This is a genomic window from Sphaerotilus sulfidivorans, assembly GCF_013426975.1.
In the GTDB taxonomy this organism is placed as follows: Bacteria; Pseudomonadota; Gammaproteobacteria; order Burkholderiales; family Burkholderiaceae_C; genus Sphaerotilus; species Sphaerotilus sulfidivorans.
The window spans coordinates 1-15,973 of sequence record NZ_JACCPY010000015.1; the positions used below are offsets into that span (position 1 = coordinate 1).

16 protein-coding genes are annotated in these 15,973 nt (G+C 72.1%); 13 read left to right on the plus strand and 3 right to left on the minus strand.

What is annotated here, in order from left to right; translation table 11 throughout:
- Positions 1 to 1,505: sigma 54-interacting transcriptional regulator (locus HZU84_RS10830; protein ID WP_180692901.1), on the minus strand; the 1,505-nt coding region annotated here is incomplete at its 3' end.
- 202 nt (positions 1,506 to 1,707) lie between these two features.
- Here HZU84_RS10830 and HZU84_RS10835 point away from each other — a divergent pair.
- The 13 genes from HZU84_RS10835 to fghA all read left to right on the plus strand — a co-directional run bounded on the left by HZU84_RS10835 (position 1,708) and on the right by fghA (position 13,084).
- The gene (locus HZU84_RS10835; protein ID WP_149505617.1) at positions 1,708 to 2,742 is read left to right on the plus strand and encodes a PDR/VanB family oxidoreductase; all 1,035 of its coding nucleotides are present in this window, start codon (positions 1,708 to 1,710) and stop codon (positions 2,740 to 2,742) included.
- 54 nt (positions 2,743 to 2,796) lie between these two features.
- Positions 2,797 to 3,918 carry an aromatic ring-hydroxylating oxygenase subunit alpha gene (locus HZU84_RS10840; protein ID WP_149505616.1) on the plus strand — a complete coding sequence of 374 codons (1,122 nt, stop codon included), beginning with the start codon at positions 2,797 to 2,799 and terminating at the stop codon, positions 3,916 to 3,918.
- Between the two features lie 315 nt (positions 3,919 to 4,233).
- Complete coding sequence (locus HZU84_RS10845) at positions 4,234 to 4,443, plus strand: phenol hydroxylase subunit (protein ID WP_149505615.1); 210 nt, start codon at positions 4,234 to 4,236, stop codon at positions 4,441 to 4,443.
- Complete coding sequence (locus HZU84_RS10850; protein WP_149505614.1) at positions 4,440 to 5,453, plus strand: ferritin family protein; 1,014 nt, start codon at positions 4,440 to 4,442, stop codon at positions 5,451 to 5,453. The genes HZU84_RS10845 and HZU84_RS10850 overlap by 4 nt, the downstream gene beginning before the upstream one ends.
- A 19-nt stretch (positions 5,454 to 5,472) precedes the next feature.
- Positions 5,473 to 5,790, plus strand: coding sequence for an MmoB/DmpM family protein (locus HZU84_RS10855; protein ID WP_149505613.1), 318 nt, complete (start codon positions 5,473 to 5,475; stop codon positions 5,788 to 5,790).
- A complete protein-coding gene (locus HZU84_RS10860; protein ID WP_149505612.1) occupies positions 5,787 to 7,385 on the plus strand; it encodes an aromatic/alkene/methane monooxygenase hydroxylase/oxygenase subunit alpha in 1,599 nt (532 codons plus the stop codon). The genes HZU84_RS10855 and HZU84_RS10860 overlap by 4 nt, the downstream gene beginning before the upstream one ends.
- Before the next feature lie 47 nt (positions 7,386 to 7,432).
- Entirely contained in the window at positions 7,433 to 7,795 is a 363-nt protein-coding gene (locus tag HZU84_RS10865; RefSeq protein WP_149505611.1) for a phenol hydroxylase subunit P4, read from the plus strand.
- 21 nt (positions 7,796 to 7,816) lie between these two features.
- Complete coding sequence (locus HZU84_RS10870) at positions 7,817 to 8,884, plus strand: NADH:ubiquinone reductase (Na(+)-transporting) subunit F (protein WP_149505610.1); 1,068 nt, start codon at positions 7,817 to 7,819, stop codon at positions 8,882 to 8,884.
- A gap of 126 nt (positions 8,885 to 9,010) precedes the next feature.
- Positions 9,011 to 9,403, plus strand: a complete 393-nt coding sequence (locus HZU84_RS10875; RefSeq protein WP_149505609.1) for a 2Fe-2S iron-sulfur cluster binding domain-containing protein — start codon at positions 9,011 to 9,013, stop codon at positions 9,401 to 9,403.
- Positions 9,366 to 10,754 carry a D-serine ammonia-lyase gene (locus tag HZU84_RS10880; RefSeq protein WP_149505608.1) on the plus strand — a complete coding sequence of 463 codons (1,389 nt, stop codon included), beginning with the start codon at positions 9,366 to 9,368 and terminating at the stop codon, positions 10,752 to 10,754. The genes HZU84_RS10875 and HZU84_RS10880 overlap by 38 nt, the downstream gene beginning before the upstream one ends.
- 48 nt (positions 10,755 to 10,802) lie before the next feature.
- A complete protein-coding gene (locus tag HZU84_RS10885; protein ID WP_149505607.1) occupies positions 10,803 to 11,066 on the plus strand; it encodes a metal/formaldehyde-sensitive transcriptional repressor in 264 nt (87 codons plus the stop codon).
- A 39-nt stretch (positions 11,067 to 11,105) separates the two neighbouring features.
- On the plus strand, positions 11,106 to 12,215 hold the full coding sequence (locus tag HZU84_RS10890; RefSeq protein ID WP_149505606.1) for an S-(hydroxymethyl)glutathione dehydrogenase/class III alcohol dehydrogenase: 1,110 nt from the start codon (positions 11,106 to 11,108) through the stop codon (positions 12,213 to 12,215).
- Between the two features lie 17 nt (positions 12,216 to 12,232).
- Positions 12,233 to 13,084 (plus strand): S-formylglutathione hydrolase, encoded by an 852-nt coding sequence (fghA, locus tag HZU84_RS10895; protein ID WP_149505605.1) that lies wholly within the window; start codon positions 12,233 to 12,235, stop codon positions 13,082 to 13,084.
- 4 nt (positions 13,085 to 13,088) lie between these two features.
- Here the strand turns inward: fghA and HZU84_RS10900 are convergent, their stop codons facing one another.
- Entirely contained in the window at positions 13,089 to 14,588 is a 1,500-nt protein-coding gene (locus tag HZU84_RS10900) for an aldehyde dehydrogenase (NADP(+)) (RefSeq protein WP_149505604.1), read from the minus strand.
- Positions 14,589 to 14,613: 25 nt separating this feature from the next.
- Complete coding sequence (gene gudD, locus HZU84_RS10905) at positions 14,614 to 15,966, minus strand: glucarate dehydratase (RefSeq protein ID WP_149505603.1); 1,353 nt, start codon at positions 15,964 to 15,966, stop codon at positions 14,614 to 14,616.
- Positions 15,967 to 15,973 lie beyond the last annotated feature (7 nt).

Here is a 15,973-nt window from a genome sequence, read left to right on the forward strand (position 1 = left end):
AAGCGGCGGTTGGTGCGGAAGGCGTCGCCCTCGCCGGCGAACATGCGGGTCGGATCCTCGCCCTCGCGCTTGAACGCGAAGACGCCGGCGAAGAGGTGCTGCACCTCGATCACGCCGCCCTCGTCGGCCAGGATCACGCCGCGCTCGATCATGTTCTCCAGCTCGCGCACATTGCCGGGCCAGTCGTAGTCGTGCAGCGCGCCGGCGGCCTGCGGGCTCAGGCCCTGCAGCGTCTTGCCGAAGCGCCGGCTGCTGCGGGCCAGGAAATGCGCCACCAGCAGCGCGATGTCCTCCGGGCGCTGGCGCAGCGGCGGAATCTCGATCGGGAAGACATTGAGGCGGTAGAACAGGTCGCGGCGGAAGCGCCCGGCCGCCACCTCCTCGCGCAGGTCGACATTGGCCGCGGCAACGATGCGCACGTCCACCCGGCGCAGCTCGGTGCCGCCGACCCGCTCGAACTCGCGCTCCTGCAGCGCGCGCAGCAGCTTGCCCTGCGCCGCCAGCGCCAGGCTGGAGACCTCGTCGAGAAAGAGCGTGCCGCCGTGCGCGCGCTCGAAGCGGCCCGGGCGCGAACGCTCCGCGCCGGTGTAGGCGCCGCGCTCGACGCCGAACAGCTCGGCCTCGACCAGATCGGGCGGAATGGCCGCACAGTTCACCGCGATGAAGGGGCCGGCCGCACGCGGGCTCACCCCGTGCAGCGCACGCGCGAAGCATTCCTTGCCGACGCCGCTCTCGCCGCGGAACAGCACGGTCGAGTCGGTCGGCGCGACCTTGCGCACCAGATGCGCGACCGCGTTGAAGCCGGCCGAGGCGCCGACGAAGCCCGCCAGCCCGGGCGCGGCCGCGCCGGTCGTGTCCGGCGCGCTGACGAAGCTGTCGGCGCGCAGGTAGGCGCCGGGATCGGCCTCGGCGTCATGCGCCTGCCAGTCGGCCAGCGTGCGGCCCTCGACCCGGCAGCAGGCATGGCCCGTCGCGACGCACTCGACCTCACGCCAGTGGATCGGCACGCCGGTCACCGCGGTGCTGTAGCCGTCGGCATAGCCGGTCACCGTCCAGCAGGCCGGCTCGCTGCCCGGGCCGCAGTGCGCCAGATGCGCCTGCGCCTCCCAGCTGTCGTGCCACAGGAAGTCGCCCCAGAAGCGGCCGTGCTCGACATCGAGCTGCATGGCCTCGACCGGCTGGTGGCGCACGAAGCCCTCGATCTCGCGCAGGCGCGGCCCCATCGCCAGCGCCTGCGCCACCGCCTGCGGCGTGCGCGCGTCCATGCGCTGGCGCACCCGCTGGCCATCCTCGAAACCCTGCTGCCAGCCCATGCGCATCAGCAGCTCGCGGGCCTGCGCCAGCCCCAGCCGCGCCACCAGCTCGCGGCGCAGCCCGGCCAGCGCGTCGGCATGCATCAGCAGCATGCGCTGGTCGAACAGCCGGATGTGGCCGGACTCCGGCGCGAAGTGCAGATGGGCCGCCAGCGCGCGGGTGTCGTCGCTGGGCGTGATGGCTCGGATCATCGTCGGGGGGCCTTGCTTGGATTCATGAAACGCCGGCGGGCCGCGGCTGCGCCAGATCATGAAACGCGGCCGGCGCCGCGGCCATCCGCACTGCTCCTCATGTCCGGAAATCGACAGCGGCGGCCCGGCTCGCCCCGCTGGCCCGCGGCTTGCAGAAGAACGGACACACCGGAACACCGGGACCCCTGACGGAGACAAGCCCATGCCCCTCGATCCAGCGCAGACGCTGACGCTGCGCGTCAGCCGGCGCGAGCCGCTCTGCGACGGCATCGTCGCCTTCGAGCTGCGCGCGACCGACGACCGGCCGCTGCCCGCCTTCGACGCCGGCGCGCACATCGACCTGCACCTGCCACCGGCCCGGCCGGGCGAGGCGCCACGCCGGCGCAGCTACTCGCTGTGCAACCCGCCGGACGAGCGCGACCGCTACCTGATCGCGGTGCAGCACGAACACGCCGGCCGCGGCGGCTCGGCCTGGCTGCACGCGCAGCTGCAGCCGGGCGACCGCATCGACGCCAGCGCGCCGCGCAACCTCTTCGCGCTGCAGCCCGCGCCCCACACCCTGCTGCTGGCCGGCGGCATCGGACTGACACCGCTGCTGGCGATGGCCGAGACGCTGTGGGCGCAGGACCGCAGCTTCACGCTGCAGGTGCGGGTGCGCAGCCGCGCCCGGCTGCCCTTCGCGCGCCGGCTGCAGGAAGCGCCCTGGGCGCAGGCGGTGCAGGTGCTGGCCGACGACGAGGCACAGGCCGACACGGAGACGCTCGACCGGCTGATCGCCGCGCAGCCGGCCGGCACCCGGATCTGGACCTGCGGCCCGGCCGGCTTCATGGCGGCGGTGCGCGCGGCCGCGACACGCGCCGGCTGGAGCGCCGACCGGGTCGTCACCGAGCATTTCGCTGCACCGGCACCGGTGCCGGCGCTGGAGCCGCGCGACCGGATCGCGCCCGGCGGCTTCGAGATCGACTGGGCGCCGAGCGGCCAGCGCCTGGCGGTGGCCCCTCACCAGAGCGTCGCACGGGTGCTGCAGGCCGCCGGCATCGCGGTGGCGCTGAGCTGCGAGCAGGGCATCTGCGGCCAGTGCTGCGTGCAGCACCTCGACGGCCCGGCCGATCACCGCGACCTGGTCTACGGCGCGCACGAGCACCAGGTCGAGCGCCGCTTCACGCCCTGCTGCTCACGCGCGCCCGCCGCCAGCCGGCTGGTACTGGCGCCGCTCGGCTGGACCCCGGCCACCTGAATTTTCTCACCCCGATGTCCAGGAAGACATCACCCATCACGAAGGAGACAGACGATGACGACCCCCACCGATGCCGGCACCGCCACGGCGCGCATCCTGCTGCACCCCTCGGGCAGCCCGGTCGGCAAGCCGGACACGCCTTATCTGCTGAACTGCTGGTATGCGGCGGCGCTGTCGCGCGAGATTCCGGCTGAAGGCCTGCTCTCGCGTCAGCTGCTCGACACCGGCGTGCTGCTCTACCGCCGCGCCGACGGCACGCCGGTGGCGCTGCACGACCGCTGCCCGCACCGCTTCGTGCCGCTGTCGATGGGCCGACGCGAGGGCGACGAGGTGGTCTGCCGCTACCACGCGCTGCGCTTCGACTGCAGCGGCGCCTGCACCCACAACCCGCACGGCCATGGCCGCATCCCGGCCGCGGCCCGGGTGCGCAGCTTCCCGCTGCTCGAGCGCTGGGGCTTCGTGTGGATCTGGATGGGCGACGCGCCGGCCGATCCGGCGAAGCTGCCGGACTTCAGCCCGCTCGACGACGGACCGGCCAGCGGCATCGGCCACACCAGCATGTCGATGAAGGCGAACTACGAGCTGATCATCGACAACGTCATGGACCTCAGCCATGTCGACCATGTGCACGGCGAGATCATCTCCACCCGCGGCCAGCTTACGCCGCAGATCCCGGCGGTGAAGGAGGAGAACGGCAGCGTCAGCGTGCGCTGGGAATGGCAGCAGACGCCGCCGATCCTGATCCTGGCGAACTTCCTGCCGGAGCCGGCCGCCGCGGCGCGCCACTTCGTCACCGTGACCTGGCATGCGCCGGCGACCATCCAGCTCAGCATCGGTGCCACCCAGGACGCCGACGCTCCGCTCGACCTGGCCCACACCCAGGGCCAGTACGACCTGCACACCTGCACCCCGGCCAGCGCCACCGAGACGCACTACTTCTTCGCCACCCGGCGCAACCATCTGGTCGACGACGAGGCCTACAACCAGATGAAGATCGAGGCGATGCACGGCGCCTTCGTCGGCGAGGACGGCCCGATCATCGAGGCCGCCCAGCGCGAGATGAACACCCGCGACTTCTTCGCGCTCGACCCGGTGCTGATCACCAGCGATGTCGCGCCGGTGCGGGTGCGCCGGCTGCTGGCGCGCCTGATCGAGCAGGAGGGGCGCCACGCCTGACGGCGGCGCTCGCGCATCGCCGGGAGCAGGCCGCACGGCCGCGCAGGAATCCACAGCCGCCGCCCCCGGAACTGGCGGATTCCAGACACCCCGCCCTCGCTGCCGTGCCGCACACCGACGCCAGGGCGCCCACGCGCGGCCGCCACAGGCCGCCTGACTCGGGATCTACCCTGATCTCTGCCCGATTGGCGGCCTTCTCGCCACGTTCTGGCACGGCCTTCGCACAGGAAGGCCTTGCCGGGCGCGCTGCATCAGCTTCGACAGCCCCCCCGCCCGGCGTCCGAGACGACACGACCGGAACCCTGGAGACCCCCGATGCCTGACCCGATCGCCCCCGACCTGACCCGCTGGGTGCGGGTGATTGAGCGCCGACCCGACGGCTTCGTCGAGTTCGCGTTCTCGATCGGCGACCCGGCGCTGGCCGTCGAGCTGATCCTGCCCGAACCGGCCTTCACCGCGTTCTGCGCCGAGCAGCGCGTCCGGACCTGGAACCTGAACGACCACCGCGAGGAGACACGCCCATGACCGTCGAGATCCGGGTGCAGAGCGTCAAGCCGCTGCGCCACACCTTCGGCCACATCGCCCGCCGCTTCGGCGACAAGCCGGCCAGCCGCTACCAGGAGGGCACCTACGACCTCCAGTCGGAGGTCAACCACCACTACAAGCCGCTCTGGGATCCGGAGCGCGAGATCTACGACACCCGCCGCACCGCCATCGTGATGCGCGACTGGTACGCGCTGAAGGATCCGCGCCAGCACTACTACGGCAGCTGGACCATCGCACGCGCACGCCAGCAGGAATCGGCCGAGCGCCAGATCGAGCTGGTGCGCGAGCACGACTGGCTGCGCCGGCTCGGCGACGAGGCGCGCCAGGGCGTGATCCTGGGGCTGCTGCCGCTGCGCCATGTCGAGTGGGGCGCCAACACCAGCCTCGGGCTGGTCGCCGCCTACGGCTACGGCACCGCGCTGACCCAGGCCGCGGCCATGGGCATGATGGACCGGCTCGGGCTGGCGCAGCATCTCTCGCGCATCGGCCTGCTGCTCGACGGCCAGACCGGCGCCAGCCTGAAGGCCGCGCGCACCGCCTGGCTGGAGGACGCGGCCTGGCAGGACCTGCGCCGCGAGGTCGAGAACCTGTTCGTGCGCCGCGACCCGATCGAGGTGCTGGTGGCGCAGTCGCTGGTGCAGGACGCGCTGGTCGACGCGCTGGTGCTGCGCCGCTTCGAGCCGGCCTGGAGCGGCGCGGGCGGCGACGCCGCGGTGATGGCGATGCTGCTGGACTTCCCGCTGCGCTGGCACGAGGAATCGGCGCGCTGGGTCGACGCGGTCGTCAAGGTGATGGCCGCCGAGAGCGAGTCCAACCGCGCCCTGCTGCGCGGCTGGGCCGACGCCTGGCGCCGCGCCTTCGCCGCCGCGCTGCGCCCGCTGGCGCGCCGGGTGCTGGGCGAGGCGGCCGGAGATGCGGCACTGCGCCAGGCCGAAGACGCCCTGCAGACCCGGCTGGTCCGCCTGGGCTTGGCGCCGGGCGCCCGCTGAGCCGTTTCGAGGAGCCCTGATGGACACGCTCGCCCACCCCACCACCCCCGCACCCGACACCCCCCGCGCCCCGGTCTTCATCGCGCTGCAGGCCAACCACGACACGCTGCCGATCGTCGAGGCGATCCGCGCCGACAACCCGCACGCCGAGGTGCTCGAGTACCCCGGTATGGTCAAGATCAACGCGCCCGGCGTGCTGGTGATCCGGCGCGAGTCGATCGAGGAACAGATCGGCCGCGACTACGACCTGCGCGAGATGCAGCTCAACCTGATTTCCCTCTCCGGCGAGGTCGACGAGACCGAGGACCGCTTCACGCTCGAATGGAAGAACGCATGACCGCCACCGTCGCCCCCACCGCCCAGGCCACCCCGGCCGCCGCCCCCACCCGCAAGCTCGGCCTGAAGGAAAGCCACGCGCTGCTGACCCAGGACCTGGGCTGGACGCCGAGCTACCAGCCGCCCGAGGCGGTCTACCCGCTGACCGCCTTCGAGGGCATCCGCATCCACGACTGGAGCGGCTGGGAAGACCCGTTCCGGCTGACGATGGACGCCTACTGGAAATACCAGGGCGAGAAGGAGCGCAAGCTCTACGCCATCATCGACGCCTTCCAGCAGAACAACGGCCAGTTCAACGTCAGCGACGCGCGCTACATCCAGGCGCTCAAGCTCTTCGTCAACGGCGTCATCGGGCTGGAATACACCGCGCACCGCGGCTTCGCGATGATCGGGCGCGAGCTGCCGGGCACCGGCGCGCGCATCGCCGCGCAGATGCAGTCGATCGACGAGCTGCGCCATGCGCAGACCCAGATCCATGCGCTGTCGCACTACAACCGCTTCTTCACCGGGATGGCGGAGTTCCCGCACCAGTTCGACCGCACCTGGTACCTGTCGATCCCGAAGTCCTTCTTCGAGGACGCGATCAGCGCCGGGCCGTTCGAGTTCATCGTCGCGATCAGCTTCTCCTTCGAGTACGTGCTGACCAATCTGGTGTTCATGCCGTGGATGTCGGGCGCGGCCTACAACGGCGACCTCTCGACGGTGAGCTTCGGCTTCAGCGCGCAGAGCGACGAGGCGCGCCACATGACGCTGGGCATCGAGGTGATCAAGTTCCTGCTCGAGCAGGATCCGGCCAACGTGCCGATCGTGCAGGGCTGGATCGACAAGTGGTTCTGGCGCGGCTACCGGCTGCTGACGCTGGTGGCGGCGATGATGGACTACATGCTCCCGAAGCGCGTGATGAGCTGGCACGAGGCCTGGGAGATCTACTTCGAGCAGAACGGCGGCGCGCTCTTCAAGGACCTGGCGCGCTACGGCATCCGCATGCCGGTGCACTGGGAGGTCACCGTCGAGGAGAAGACGCACGCCAGCCACCAGCTCTGGAGCACCTTCTACCAGTACCGCCACGCGGCGGGCTTCCCGGTGTGGCTGCCTTCGGCCGAAGAGATGGACTGGCTGTCGGCCAAGTACCCGGACAGCTTCGACCGCCTCTACCGGCCGCGCTACGAGCACTGGGCGCGCATGGCCGCCGAGGGCCGGCCCTTCGTCAACGGCACGCTGCCGCAGCTCTGCCAGGTCTGCCAGTGGCCGATGCTGTTCACCGAGCCGGGCGACCCGACGCAGATCTGCCACCGCGAGGAGAAGTACCTCGGCGAGACCTTCCACTGCTGCTCCGACGGCTGCCGCGACATCTTCCGCCACGAGCCGGAAAAGTATGTGCATGCGCATCTGCCGGTGCACCAGATCTACCAGGGCACGCAGTTCCATCCGGACAGCGACCCCGGCGCACCCGACTTCAACCCGCATGTGGCGGCACTGCGCTACATGGGCATCGAGCCGGGCGTGGACGGCGGCGACTTCGACACCCACGCCGACGCGCGCCACTGGACCGAATGGACCGGCCGCCCGGCCAGCCTGCACGGACCGGCCGCCTGAGCGCCGCCCCGAACGACACGCCACCGACACGCCAGAAGGAGACACGAATGAGCGTCAAGGCGATCCGCCCCGACTACCACGGCGACATGAAGGACAGCGCCGACCACTACCGCGGCCAGCAGCTGCTCTACATCGGCTGGGACCGGCATCTGATGTTCGCCGCGCCGCTGTGCATTCCGGTGCCGCCCGAGATGCCCTTCGGCGCGCTGCAGGAGGCGGTGCTGCCGGGCCTCTACGGCCAGCACCCCGACTTCGCGCGCATCGACTGGGGCCGGGTGGAATGGCTGCGCGGCGGCCAGCCCTTCATGCCGGACCCGGCGGCCAGCCTGGCGGCCAACGGCATCGGCCACAAGACCTCGCTGCGCCTGCGCACGCCGCAGCTGCCGGGCCTGGCCGGCGCGGCCTTCTGAGCACGCGCAGGAGCCTGATCCATGAGCTTCGAGCTGCGCATCGAACCGACCGGCCAGACCCTCGAGGTCGCGCCGGACCAGACCGTGCTGGACGCCTGCCTGCGCGCCGGCCTCTGGCTGCCCCACGCCTGCTGCCACGGGCTGTGCGCCACCTGCAAGGTGCGCGTGCTCGACGGCGAGGTCGACCACGGCGAGGCCTCACCCTTCGCGCTGATGGACTTCGAGCGCGAGGAGGGCCGGACGCTGGCCTGCTGCGCGACGCTGCAGTCCGACGCGGTGATCGAGGCCGATCTGGAGGTCGACGCCGACGCGCGCGTCATCCCGGTCGAGGACTTCCGCGCCACCGTGCTGGCCCGCCAGGCGCTGACGCCCACCATCCTGGGCCTGACGCTGCAGCTGGACCGGCCGATCGACTTCCAGGCCGGCCAGTACATCAACCTGGCGATCCCGGAGCTGGCGTCGCGTCGCGCCTTCTCGATCGCGTCGCCGCCGTCGCTCTCGCGCGACGGGGCGCGCATCGCGCTGCAGGTGCGCCGCGTGCCCGGCGGCGCGGGCACCGGCTGGCTGCACGACACGCTGCGCCCGGGCATGGCGCTCGATCTCGCCGGCCCCTACGGCCGCTTCTTCGTGCGCACCTCGGCGGCACGGCCGATGCTCTTCATCGCCGGCGGCTCCGGCCTGGCCAGCCCGCGCAGCATGATCCTGGATCTGCTCGAACAGGGCGACGGCCCGCCGATCACGCTGGTGGTCGGCCAGCGCTGCCGCGAGGAGCTCTACGAGCACGAGGACTGGATCGCGCGCGCCGAGGCCGATCCGGCGCGGCTGCGCTACCTGCCGGTGCTCTCGCACGAGCCCGAGGGCAGCGCCTGGCGCGGCCTGCGCGGCTGGGCGCACGAGGCCGCGCGCGACCTGTTCGACGGCGACTTCCGCGGCCTGAAGGCCTATCTCTGCGGCCCGCCGGCGATGGTGGAGGCGGCGGTGTCGACGCTGATGCAGGGCCGGCTGTTCGAGCGCGACATCCACACCGAGCAGTTCCTGTCGGCCGCCGATGCCCAGCGGGTGCGCAGCCCGCTGTTCCGCTCGGTCTGAGCGGCATACCCGCCGGGCATCGCGGCGGACCTTTTCGGTATTGGACAGCCGGGAACGGATCTGGCTATCTTCCCGCAAGAAAAACAGACAGACAGACAGACAGAGACAGGAGACAAGCGCATGGCGATGAGCACGCCCGCGACCGCGCGCTTCGCGGTACGCATCGAAGACACCGGCGAGACCTACCGCTGCGCCGACACCCGCTCGCTGCTGGAAGGCATGGAGGCCCTGGGCCGCAAGGGCATTCCGGTGGGCTGCCGCAATGGCGGCTGCGGGGTCTGCAAGGTGCAGATCCGCGACGGCCGCTATGCCTCGCGCGTCATGAGCCGCGACCATGTCAGCGAGGAGGACGAGCGCTGCGGCCGGGTGCTGGCCTGCCGGGTCCGGCCCTGCAGCGATCTGAGCCTCAGCGTGATCGGGCTGATGCGCAAGAGCGTCTGCCGCAGCGATGCCGGCTCGGGCCGAGCGGCAGAATCGCCTCATGAACACCCTGCCGCCCGACCCGACTGCCCCCGCTGATCCGACCGATGCGACCGATGCGACCGATGCAGTCGATGCGATCGACCCGCTCGATCTGATCGACCGTCATCCCGAACTTCGGACCCTCCAGGCCCGCCAGCCGCTGCTCTGGGCCAACCCGCGCCAGGCGCCGGCCGCCCGGGCGCTGGCCGATGTCGGCCTGGGGCCGCAGGATGTGGCTGCCGCCAGCGCGCGCTTCAGGCGCTTCGCGCCGCTGATCGCCGAGCTGTTTCCGGCCACCGCCGCGGCCGGCGGCCTGATCGAGTCGCCGCTGCGCGAGGTGCCGCGGCTGCAGGCGGCGATGGCGCGCCGGCTCGGGCGTGCAGCCCTGCCCGGCCGGCTGTGGATGAAGCTCGACAGCCACCTGCCGGTGTCGGGCTCGATCAAGGCGCGCGGCGGCATTCACGAGGTGCTGCAGCATGCCGAGGCCCTGGCGCTGGCGGCCGGGCTGCTGCGGCTGGACGACGACTACCGCCGACTGCTGGCGCCCGACGCACGCGCGCTGCTCGGCCGCCACCGGCTGGCGGTGGGCTCGACCGGCAACCTCGGGCTGTCGATCGGGCTGATGGGCGCGGCGCTGGGCCTGCAGGTCACGGTGCACATGTCGGCCGATGCGCGCCAGTGGAAGAAGGACCGGCTGCGCGCCGGCGGCGTCACCGTGGTCGAGCACCGCGCAGACTACGGCGCCGCGGTCGCCGAGGGCCGCCGCCAGGCCGAGGCCGATCCGCAGTGCCATTTCATCGACGACGAGAACTCGCGCCATCTCTTCCTGGGCTACGCGGTCGCGGCCGAGCGGCTGCTGCCGCAGCTGACCGCTGCCGGCATCCCGGTGGACGCCGCACATCCGCTGCATGTGCATCTGCCCTGCGGCGTCGGCGGCGGGCCCGGCGGCGTGGCCTTCGGGCTGAAGCTGCTGCTGGGCGACGCGGTGCACTGCTGGTTCGCCGAGCCGGTGGCCGCGCCCTGCATGCTGCTCGGGCTGATCACCGACCGGCACGAGGCGGTCTCGGTGCACGACATCGGCCTGGACAACCGCACCGCCGCCGACGGCCTGGCGGTGGCGCGCGCCTCCGGCTTCGTCGGCCGGGCCTTGCGACGGCTGGTCGCGGGCGGCTTCACCGTGCCCGATGACGAGCTGTTCGCGCTCCTGGCCCTGGCCGAGCGCGAGGAAGGGCTGCGGCTGGAGCCTTCCGCGCTGGCCGGCGTGCCCGGCATCGCCTGGCTGGCCGGGCATCCGCCGCCCGCGCAGGCCGCGGGCGCGACCCACATCGCCTGGGCCACCGGCGGCAGCATGGTGCCGGACGAGGAAATGGCAGGCTATCTGGCGCGCGGACGGGCACACGGACGGTGACAGCCGGGCCGCCGGCCCATATACTGCCCGGGAGTACAGGAGAGCCCCATGCCCAACTCGCCGGAAGACCGTCGCAAGGCCGTGGCCCGGGTGCGCCGCATCCGTGGCCAGGCCGATGCGCTCGAGCGCGCGCTCGAGGCCGGCGAGGACTGCGCGCCGATCCTGCAGCAGCTCGCGGCGATGCGCGGCGCGGTCAACGGCCTGATGGCCGAGGTGATGGCCGCGCACATCCGCGACGAGCTGGCCGCGCCCGACGACCCCGAGGCGCTGGCGCGCGACCTCACCGCGCTGGTGCGCTCCTACCTGCGCTGAATCCCTCTCCCCCACCCGCCCCGAGCAAGGATCCCTGCCATGAAGTCACGAGCCGCCGTCGCCTTTGCTGCCGGCCAGCCGCTGCAGATCGTCGAGATCGATGTCGCCCCGCCGAAGAAGGGCGAGGTGCTGGTGAGAATCACCCACACCGGCGTCTGCCACACCGATGCCTTCACCCTCAGCGGCGACGATCCCGAGGGCCTGTTCCCGGTGGTGCTGGGCCATGAAGGCGCCGGCATCGTGGTCGAGGTGGGCGAAGGCGTCACCAGCGTGAAGCCCGGCGACCATGTCATCCCGCTCTACACCGCCGAATGCGGCGAGTGCCTGTTCTGCAAGAGCGGCAAGACCAATCTGTGCGTGAGCGTGCGCGCCACCCAGGGCAAGGGCGTGATGCCCGACGGCACCACCCGCTTCTCCTACAACGGCCAGCCGATCTACCACTACATGGGCTGCTCGACCTTCAGCGAGTACACCGTGGTGGCCGAGGTGTCGCTGGCCAAGGTGAACCCGGACGCCAACCCCGAGCAGGTCTGCCTGCTGGGCTGCGGCGTGACCACCGGCCTGGGCGCGGTGAAGAACACCGCCAAGGTCCAGCCGGGCGACACGGTGGCCGTCTTCGGCCTGGGCGGCATCGGCCTGGCGGTGGTGCATGGCGCGCAGATGGCCGGGGCCGGTCGCATCATCGCGGTCGACACCAACCCGGACAAGTTCGACCTGGCGCGCACCTTCGGCGCCACCGACTGCGTCAATCCGAAGGACTTCGACAAGCCGGTGCAGCAGGTGATCGTCGAGATGACCGGCTGGGGCGTGGACCACAGCTTCGAGTGCATCGGCAATGTGGGCGTGATGCGCGCGGCGCTGGAATGCGCGCACCGCGGCTGGGGCCAGTCGGTGGTGATCGGCGTGGCCGGCGCGGGCCAGGAGATCTCCACCCGTCCGTTCCAGCTGGTCACCGGCCGCAAGTGGCTGGGCACGGCCTTCGGCGGCGTCAAGGGCCGCTCGGAGCTGCCCGGCATGGTCGAGGACGCGATGGCCGGCAGGATCCGCCTGGAGCCCTTCGTCACCCACACCATGGGCCTGCCGGAGATCAACGAGGCCTTCGAGCTGATGCACTCGGGCCAGTCGATCCGCAGCGTGGTGCATTACTGAGCCCGGGGGAGCAGGCCATGGAACGCATCGAGCAGCACGCCAGCTTCGGCGGCCGCCAGGAAGTCTGGACCCACCCGTCGGAGGCGCTGGGCGGGCCGACGCGCTTCGGCGTCTACCTGCCGCCGGCGGCGCTGGCCGGCGAGCGCTGCCCGGTGCTGTACTGGCTCTCGGGCCTGACCTGCACCGAGCAGAACTTCATCACCAAGGCCGGCATTCAGCAGCACGCCGCCGCGCACGGCCTGATCGTGGTCGCGCCCGACACCAGCCCGCGCGGGACCGAGGTGCCCGACGATCCGGCCTACGACCTGGGCCAGGGTGCCGGCTTCTACCTGGATGCCACGCAGGCGCCATGGTCGACGCACTTCCGCATGGAAACCCATGTGGTTCATGAGCTGCCGGCCTGGATCGAGGCGCATTTCCCGGCCAGCGACCGGCGCGCGATCAGCGGCCACTCGATGGGCGGCCACGGTGCGCTGAGCCTGGCGCTGCGCCATCCGGGCCGCTACGCCAGCGTCTCGGCCTTCGCGCCGATCGTCGCGCCCAGCCAGGTGCCGTGGGGGCAGAAGGCCTTCGCCGCCTACCTGGGCGACGACCCCGCCGCCTGGGCCGCGCACGACACGGTGGCGCTGATCGCGCAGGCCGCCGAACGCCTGCCGCTGCTGGTCGACCAGGGCGAGGCCGACGACTTCCTGAGCGGCCAGCTGCGCCCGGAGCTGCTGCAGGCCGCCTGCGCCGACGCCGGCCACCCGCTGACGCTGCGCCTCCATCCCGGCCACGACCACAGCTACTACTTCATCGCCAGCTTCATCGGCGAGCATGTGGCCTGGCATGCGCAGGCGCTGGGCGCGGCTTCCAGGCAGCGAGTTTGAACGTTCAAACCGGTCGACCCTGACGCCCGACCAGCCAGGCCGGCGCGTCCTGCAGGCACACCGGGCGCAGGAAACGTGCGAGGGCCGCATCACCCACTGAGGTGCTCTCGGGGCGGGTGCTGCTCGGCCACGGGCCGCCGTGCTGCTGCGCGGCGGTCACCGCCACGCCGGTGGGCACGCCCGCGAACAGCACCCGCCCGGCGATGGCCATCGCGCCGCGCACCAGGGCGCGCGAGCGGTCGCCGTCCTGCTCGACGCCCCACAGCGTCACCGTCAGGCTGCCGCCCACCGCCTGCAGCACCTGCAGTGCCTGACTCAAGGACGCCGCGCGCACGATCAGGCTGCTCGGGCCGAAGACTTCTTCCCGCAGCGCCGCACGGGCGATGAACTCGGTGGCGCTGACCTGCGCCAGCACCGGGCGCGGCGGCTGGCCGGCCTCGGCGGTCTCGCGCAGCAGCAGCTCGGCGCCGGCCTCTTCCCAGTGCGCGACGCCGGCCTCGAAGGCACCACGCATCGAGCGGGTCAGCATCGCGTGCGGCTGCTGGCCGCCCAGCGCCTCGCGCAGCTGGGCGACGAAGCGGTCGTTCACCGTCTTGGCGGCCACGCCCGGCTGCAGCTCGTCGATCAGCACGATCAGGCCGGGATTGGTGCAGAACTGGCCGCAGCCCAGCGCGATCGAGCCCGCCAGCGTGGTCGCCAGCGCCGCGCCGTCGGTCGCGAGCCGGTCCGGCAGCGCGATCACCGGGTTGACCGAGCCCAGCTCGCCGAAGAAGGGAATCGGGCGCGGCCGGCTGGCGGCCTCGGCGGCCAGCGCCGCGCCGCCCTGGGTCGAGCCGGTGAAGGCGCCGGCGGCGATCGCCGGATGGCGGATCAGCCGCACGCCGATGTCGCGCCCGCCGCCCTGCACCAGCGCGATCAGGCCGGACGGCAGGCCCAGCTCGGCCAGCGCGTCCTGCACCAGGCCGAAGACGCGGTTGGAGAGCTGCAGGTGGCCGGTGTGCGCCTTGACGACCACCGGACAGCCGGCGGCCAGCGCCGAGGCGGTGTCGCCGCCCAGCACCGAGAAGGCGAAGGGGAAGTTCGAGGCCGAGAACATCGCCACCGGGCCCAGCGGCACCGACCAGCGCTGCATCGCCGGATGCCCGGCCGGCGGCGCACCGGCCACCGCCGGATCGTCGATGAAGGCGAAGGGCTCGCCCCGTTCCGCGATGTCCGCGAAGCGGCGCAGCTGGAAGGCGGTGCGGTCGAGCTCGCCGTTCAGGCGCACCGGGCCCAGCGCGGTCTCCTGGTCGGCCAGCGCCACCAGGGCCTCGCGGTCGGCCTCCAGCGCCGAGGCCAGCGCACGCAGCAGCGCGGCGCGCTCGGCGCCGGTGGCGGCCTGCCACAGCGGGAAGGCCGCCGCGGCCGCCTCGCAGGCGGCGTCGAGCTGGGCGGGCGAGGTCGCCGGCAGCTCGGCCAGCAGCGCGCCGGTGCGGGCGCAGAAGGAGGAAAGCAGGGTCGTCATCATGGGTCCTTGGGGAATCCGGAGATCAGCGCACCAGGCAGGGCCGCTTGTTGTCGAAGGTCCAGCCCGGGATCAGGTACTGCATCGCGATGGCATCGTCGCGCGCGCCCAGGCCGTGCTGCAGGTAGAGCTGATGCGCCTTCTCGACCTCGACCATGTCGAGCTCGACGCCCAGGCCCGGCTTCTTCGGCACCTGCACATGGCCGCCGACGATCTGCAGCGGCTCCTTCGTCAGGCGCTGGCCGTCCTGCCAGATCCAGTGGGTGTCGATGGCGGTGACCTTGCCCGGCGCGGCGGCGCCGACATGGGTGAACATCGCCAGGCTGACGTCGAAGTGGTTGTTGGAGTGGCTGCCCCAGGTCAGGCCCCAGTCGCGGCAGGTCTGGGCGACACGCACCGAGCCGGCCATCGTCCAGAAATGCGGGTCGGCCAGCGGGATGTCGACCGACTGCAGGCTCAGCGCGTGGGTGAACTGGCGCCAGTCGGTGGCGATCATGTTGGTGGCGGTCGGCAGGCCGGTGGCGCGGCGGAACTCGGCCATCACCTCGCGGCCGGAGAAGCCGCCCTCGGCGCCGCACGGGTCTTCGGCATAGGCGACCACGCCGCGCATGCGCTGGCCCAGACGGATCGCGTCCTTCAGAAGCCAGCCGCCGTTGGGGTCGAGCGTGACACGCGCCTCGGGGAAGCGCTCGTGGATCGCGGTGACCGCATCCACCTCGGCGTCGCCGGCCAGCACGCCGCCCTTGAGCTTGAAGTCGTTGAAGCCATACCTGGCGCGGGTGGCCTCGGCCAGGCGCACGACGGCCTCCGGGGTCATCGCCGCCTCGTGGCGCAGACGGAACCAGTCGTCCTCCGAGTCCGGCTCGCTGGCGTAGGGCAGATTGGTCTTCGTGCGGTCGCCGACGAAGAACAGATAGCCCAGCATCTCGACCGCATCGCGCTGGCGGCCTTCGCCCAGCAGGTCGCACACCGGCAGATCGAGGTGCTGGCCGAGCAGGTCGAGCATCGCCGATTCGACCGCGGTCACCGCGTGGATGGTGGTGCGCAGGTCGAAGGTCTGCAGGCCGCGCCCGCCGCTGTCGCGGTCGGCGAAGGCCTGCTGCACCTCGCGCAGCACCCGCAGATGGTCGCCCACCGCCTGGCCGACGACCAGCGCCCGCGCATCCTCCAGCGTCTGGCGGATCTTCTCGCCGCCGGGCACCTCGCCGACGCCGGTCCGGCCCGCGCTGTCAGTCAGGATCAGCAGGTTGCGGGTGAAGAAGGGCGCATGCGCGCCGCTCAGGTTCAGCAGCATGCCGTCGCGGCCGGCGACGGGCACGACGCGCAGCGAGGCGATGCGCGGCAGCGCGGACAGGCCGGAGGTCGAGGTGGGGGTCATCGTGAGG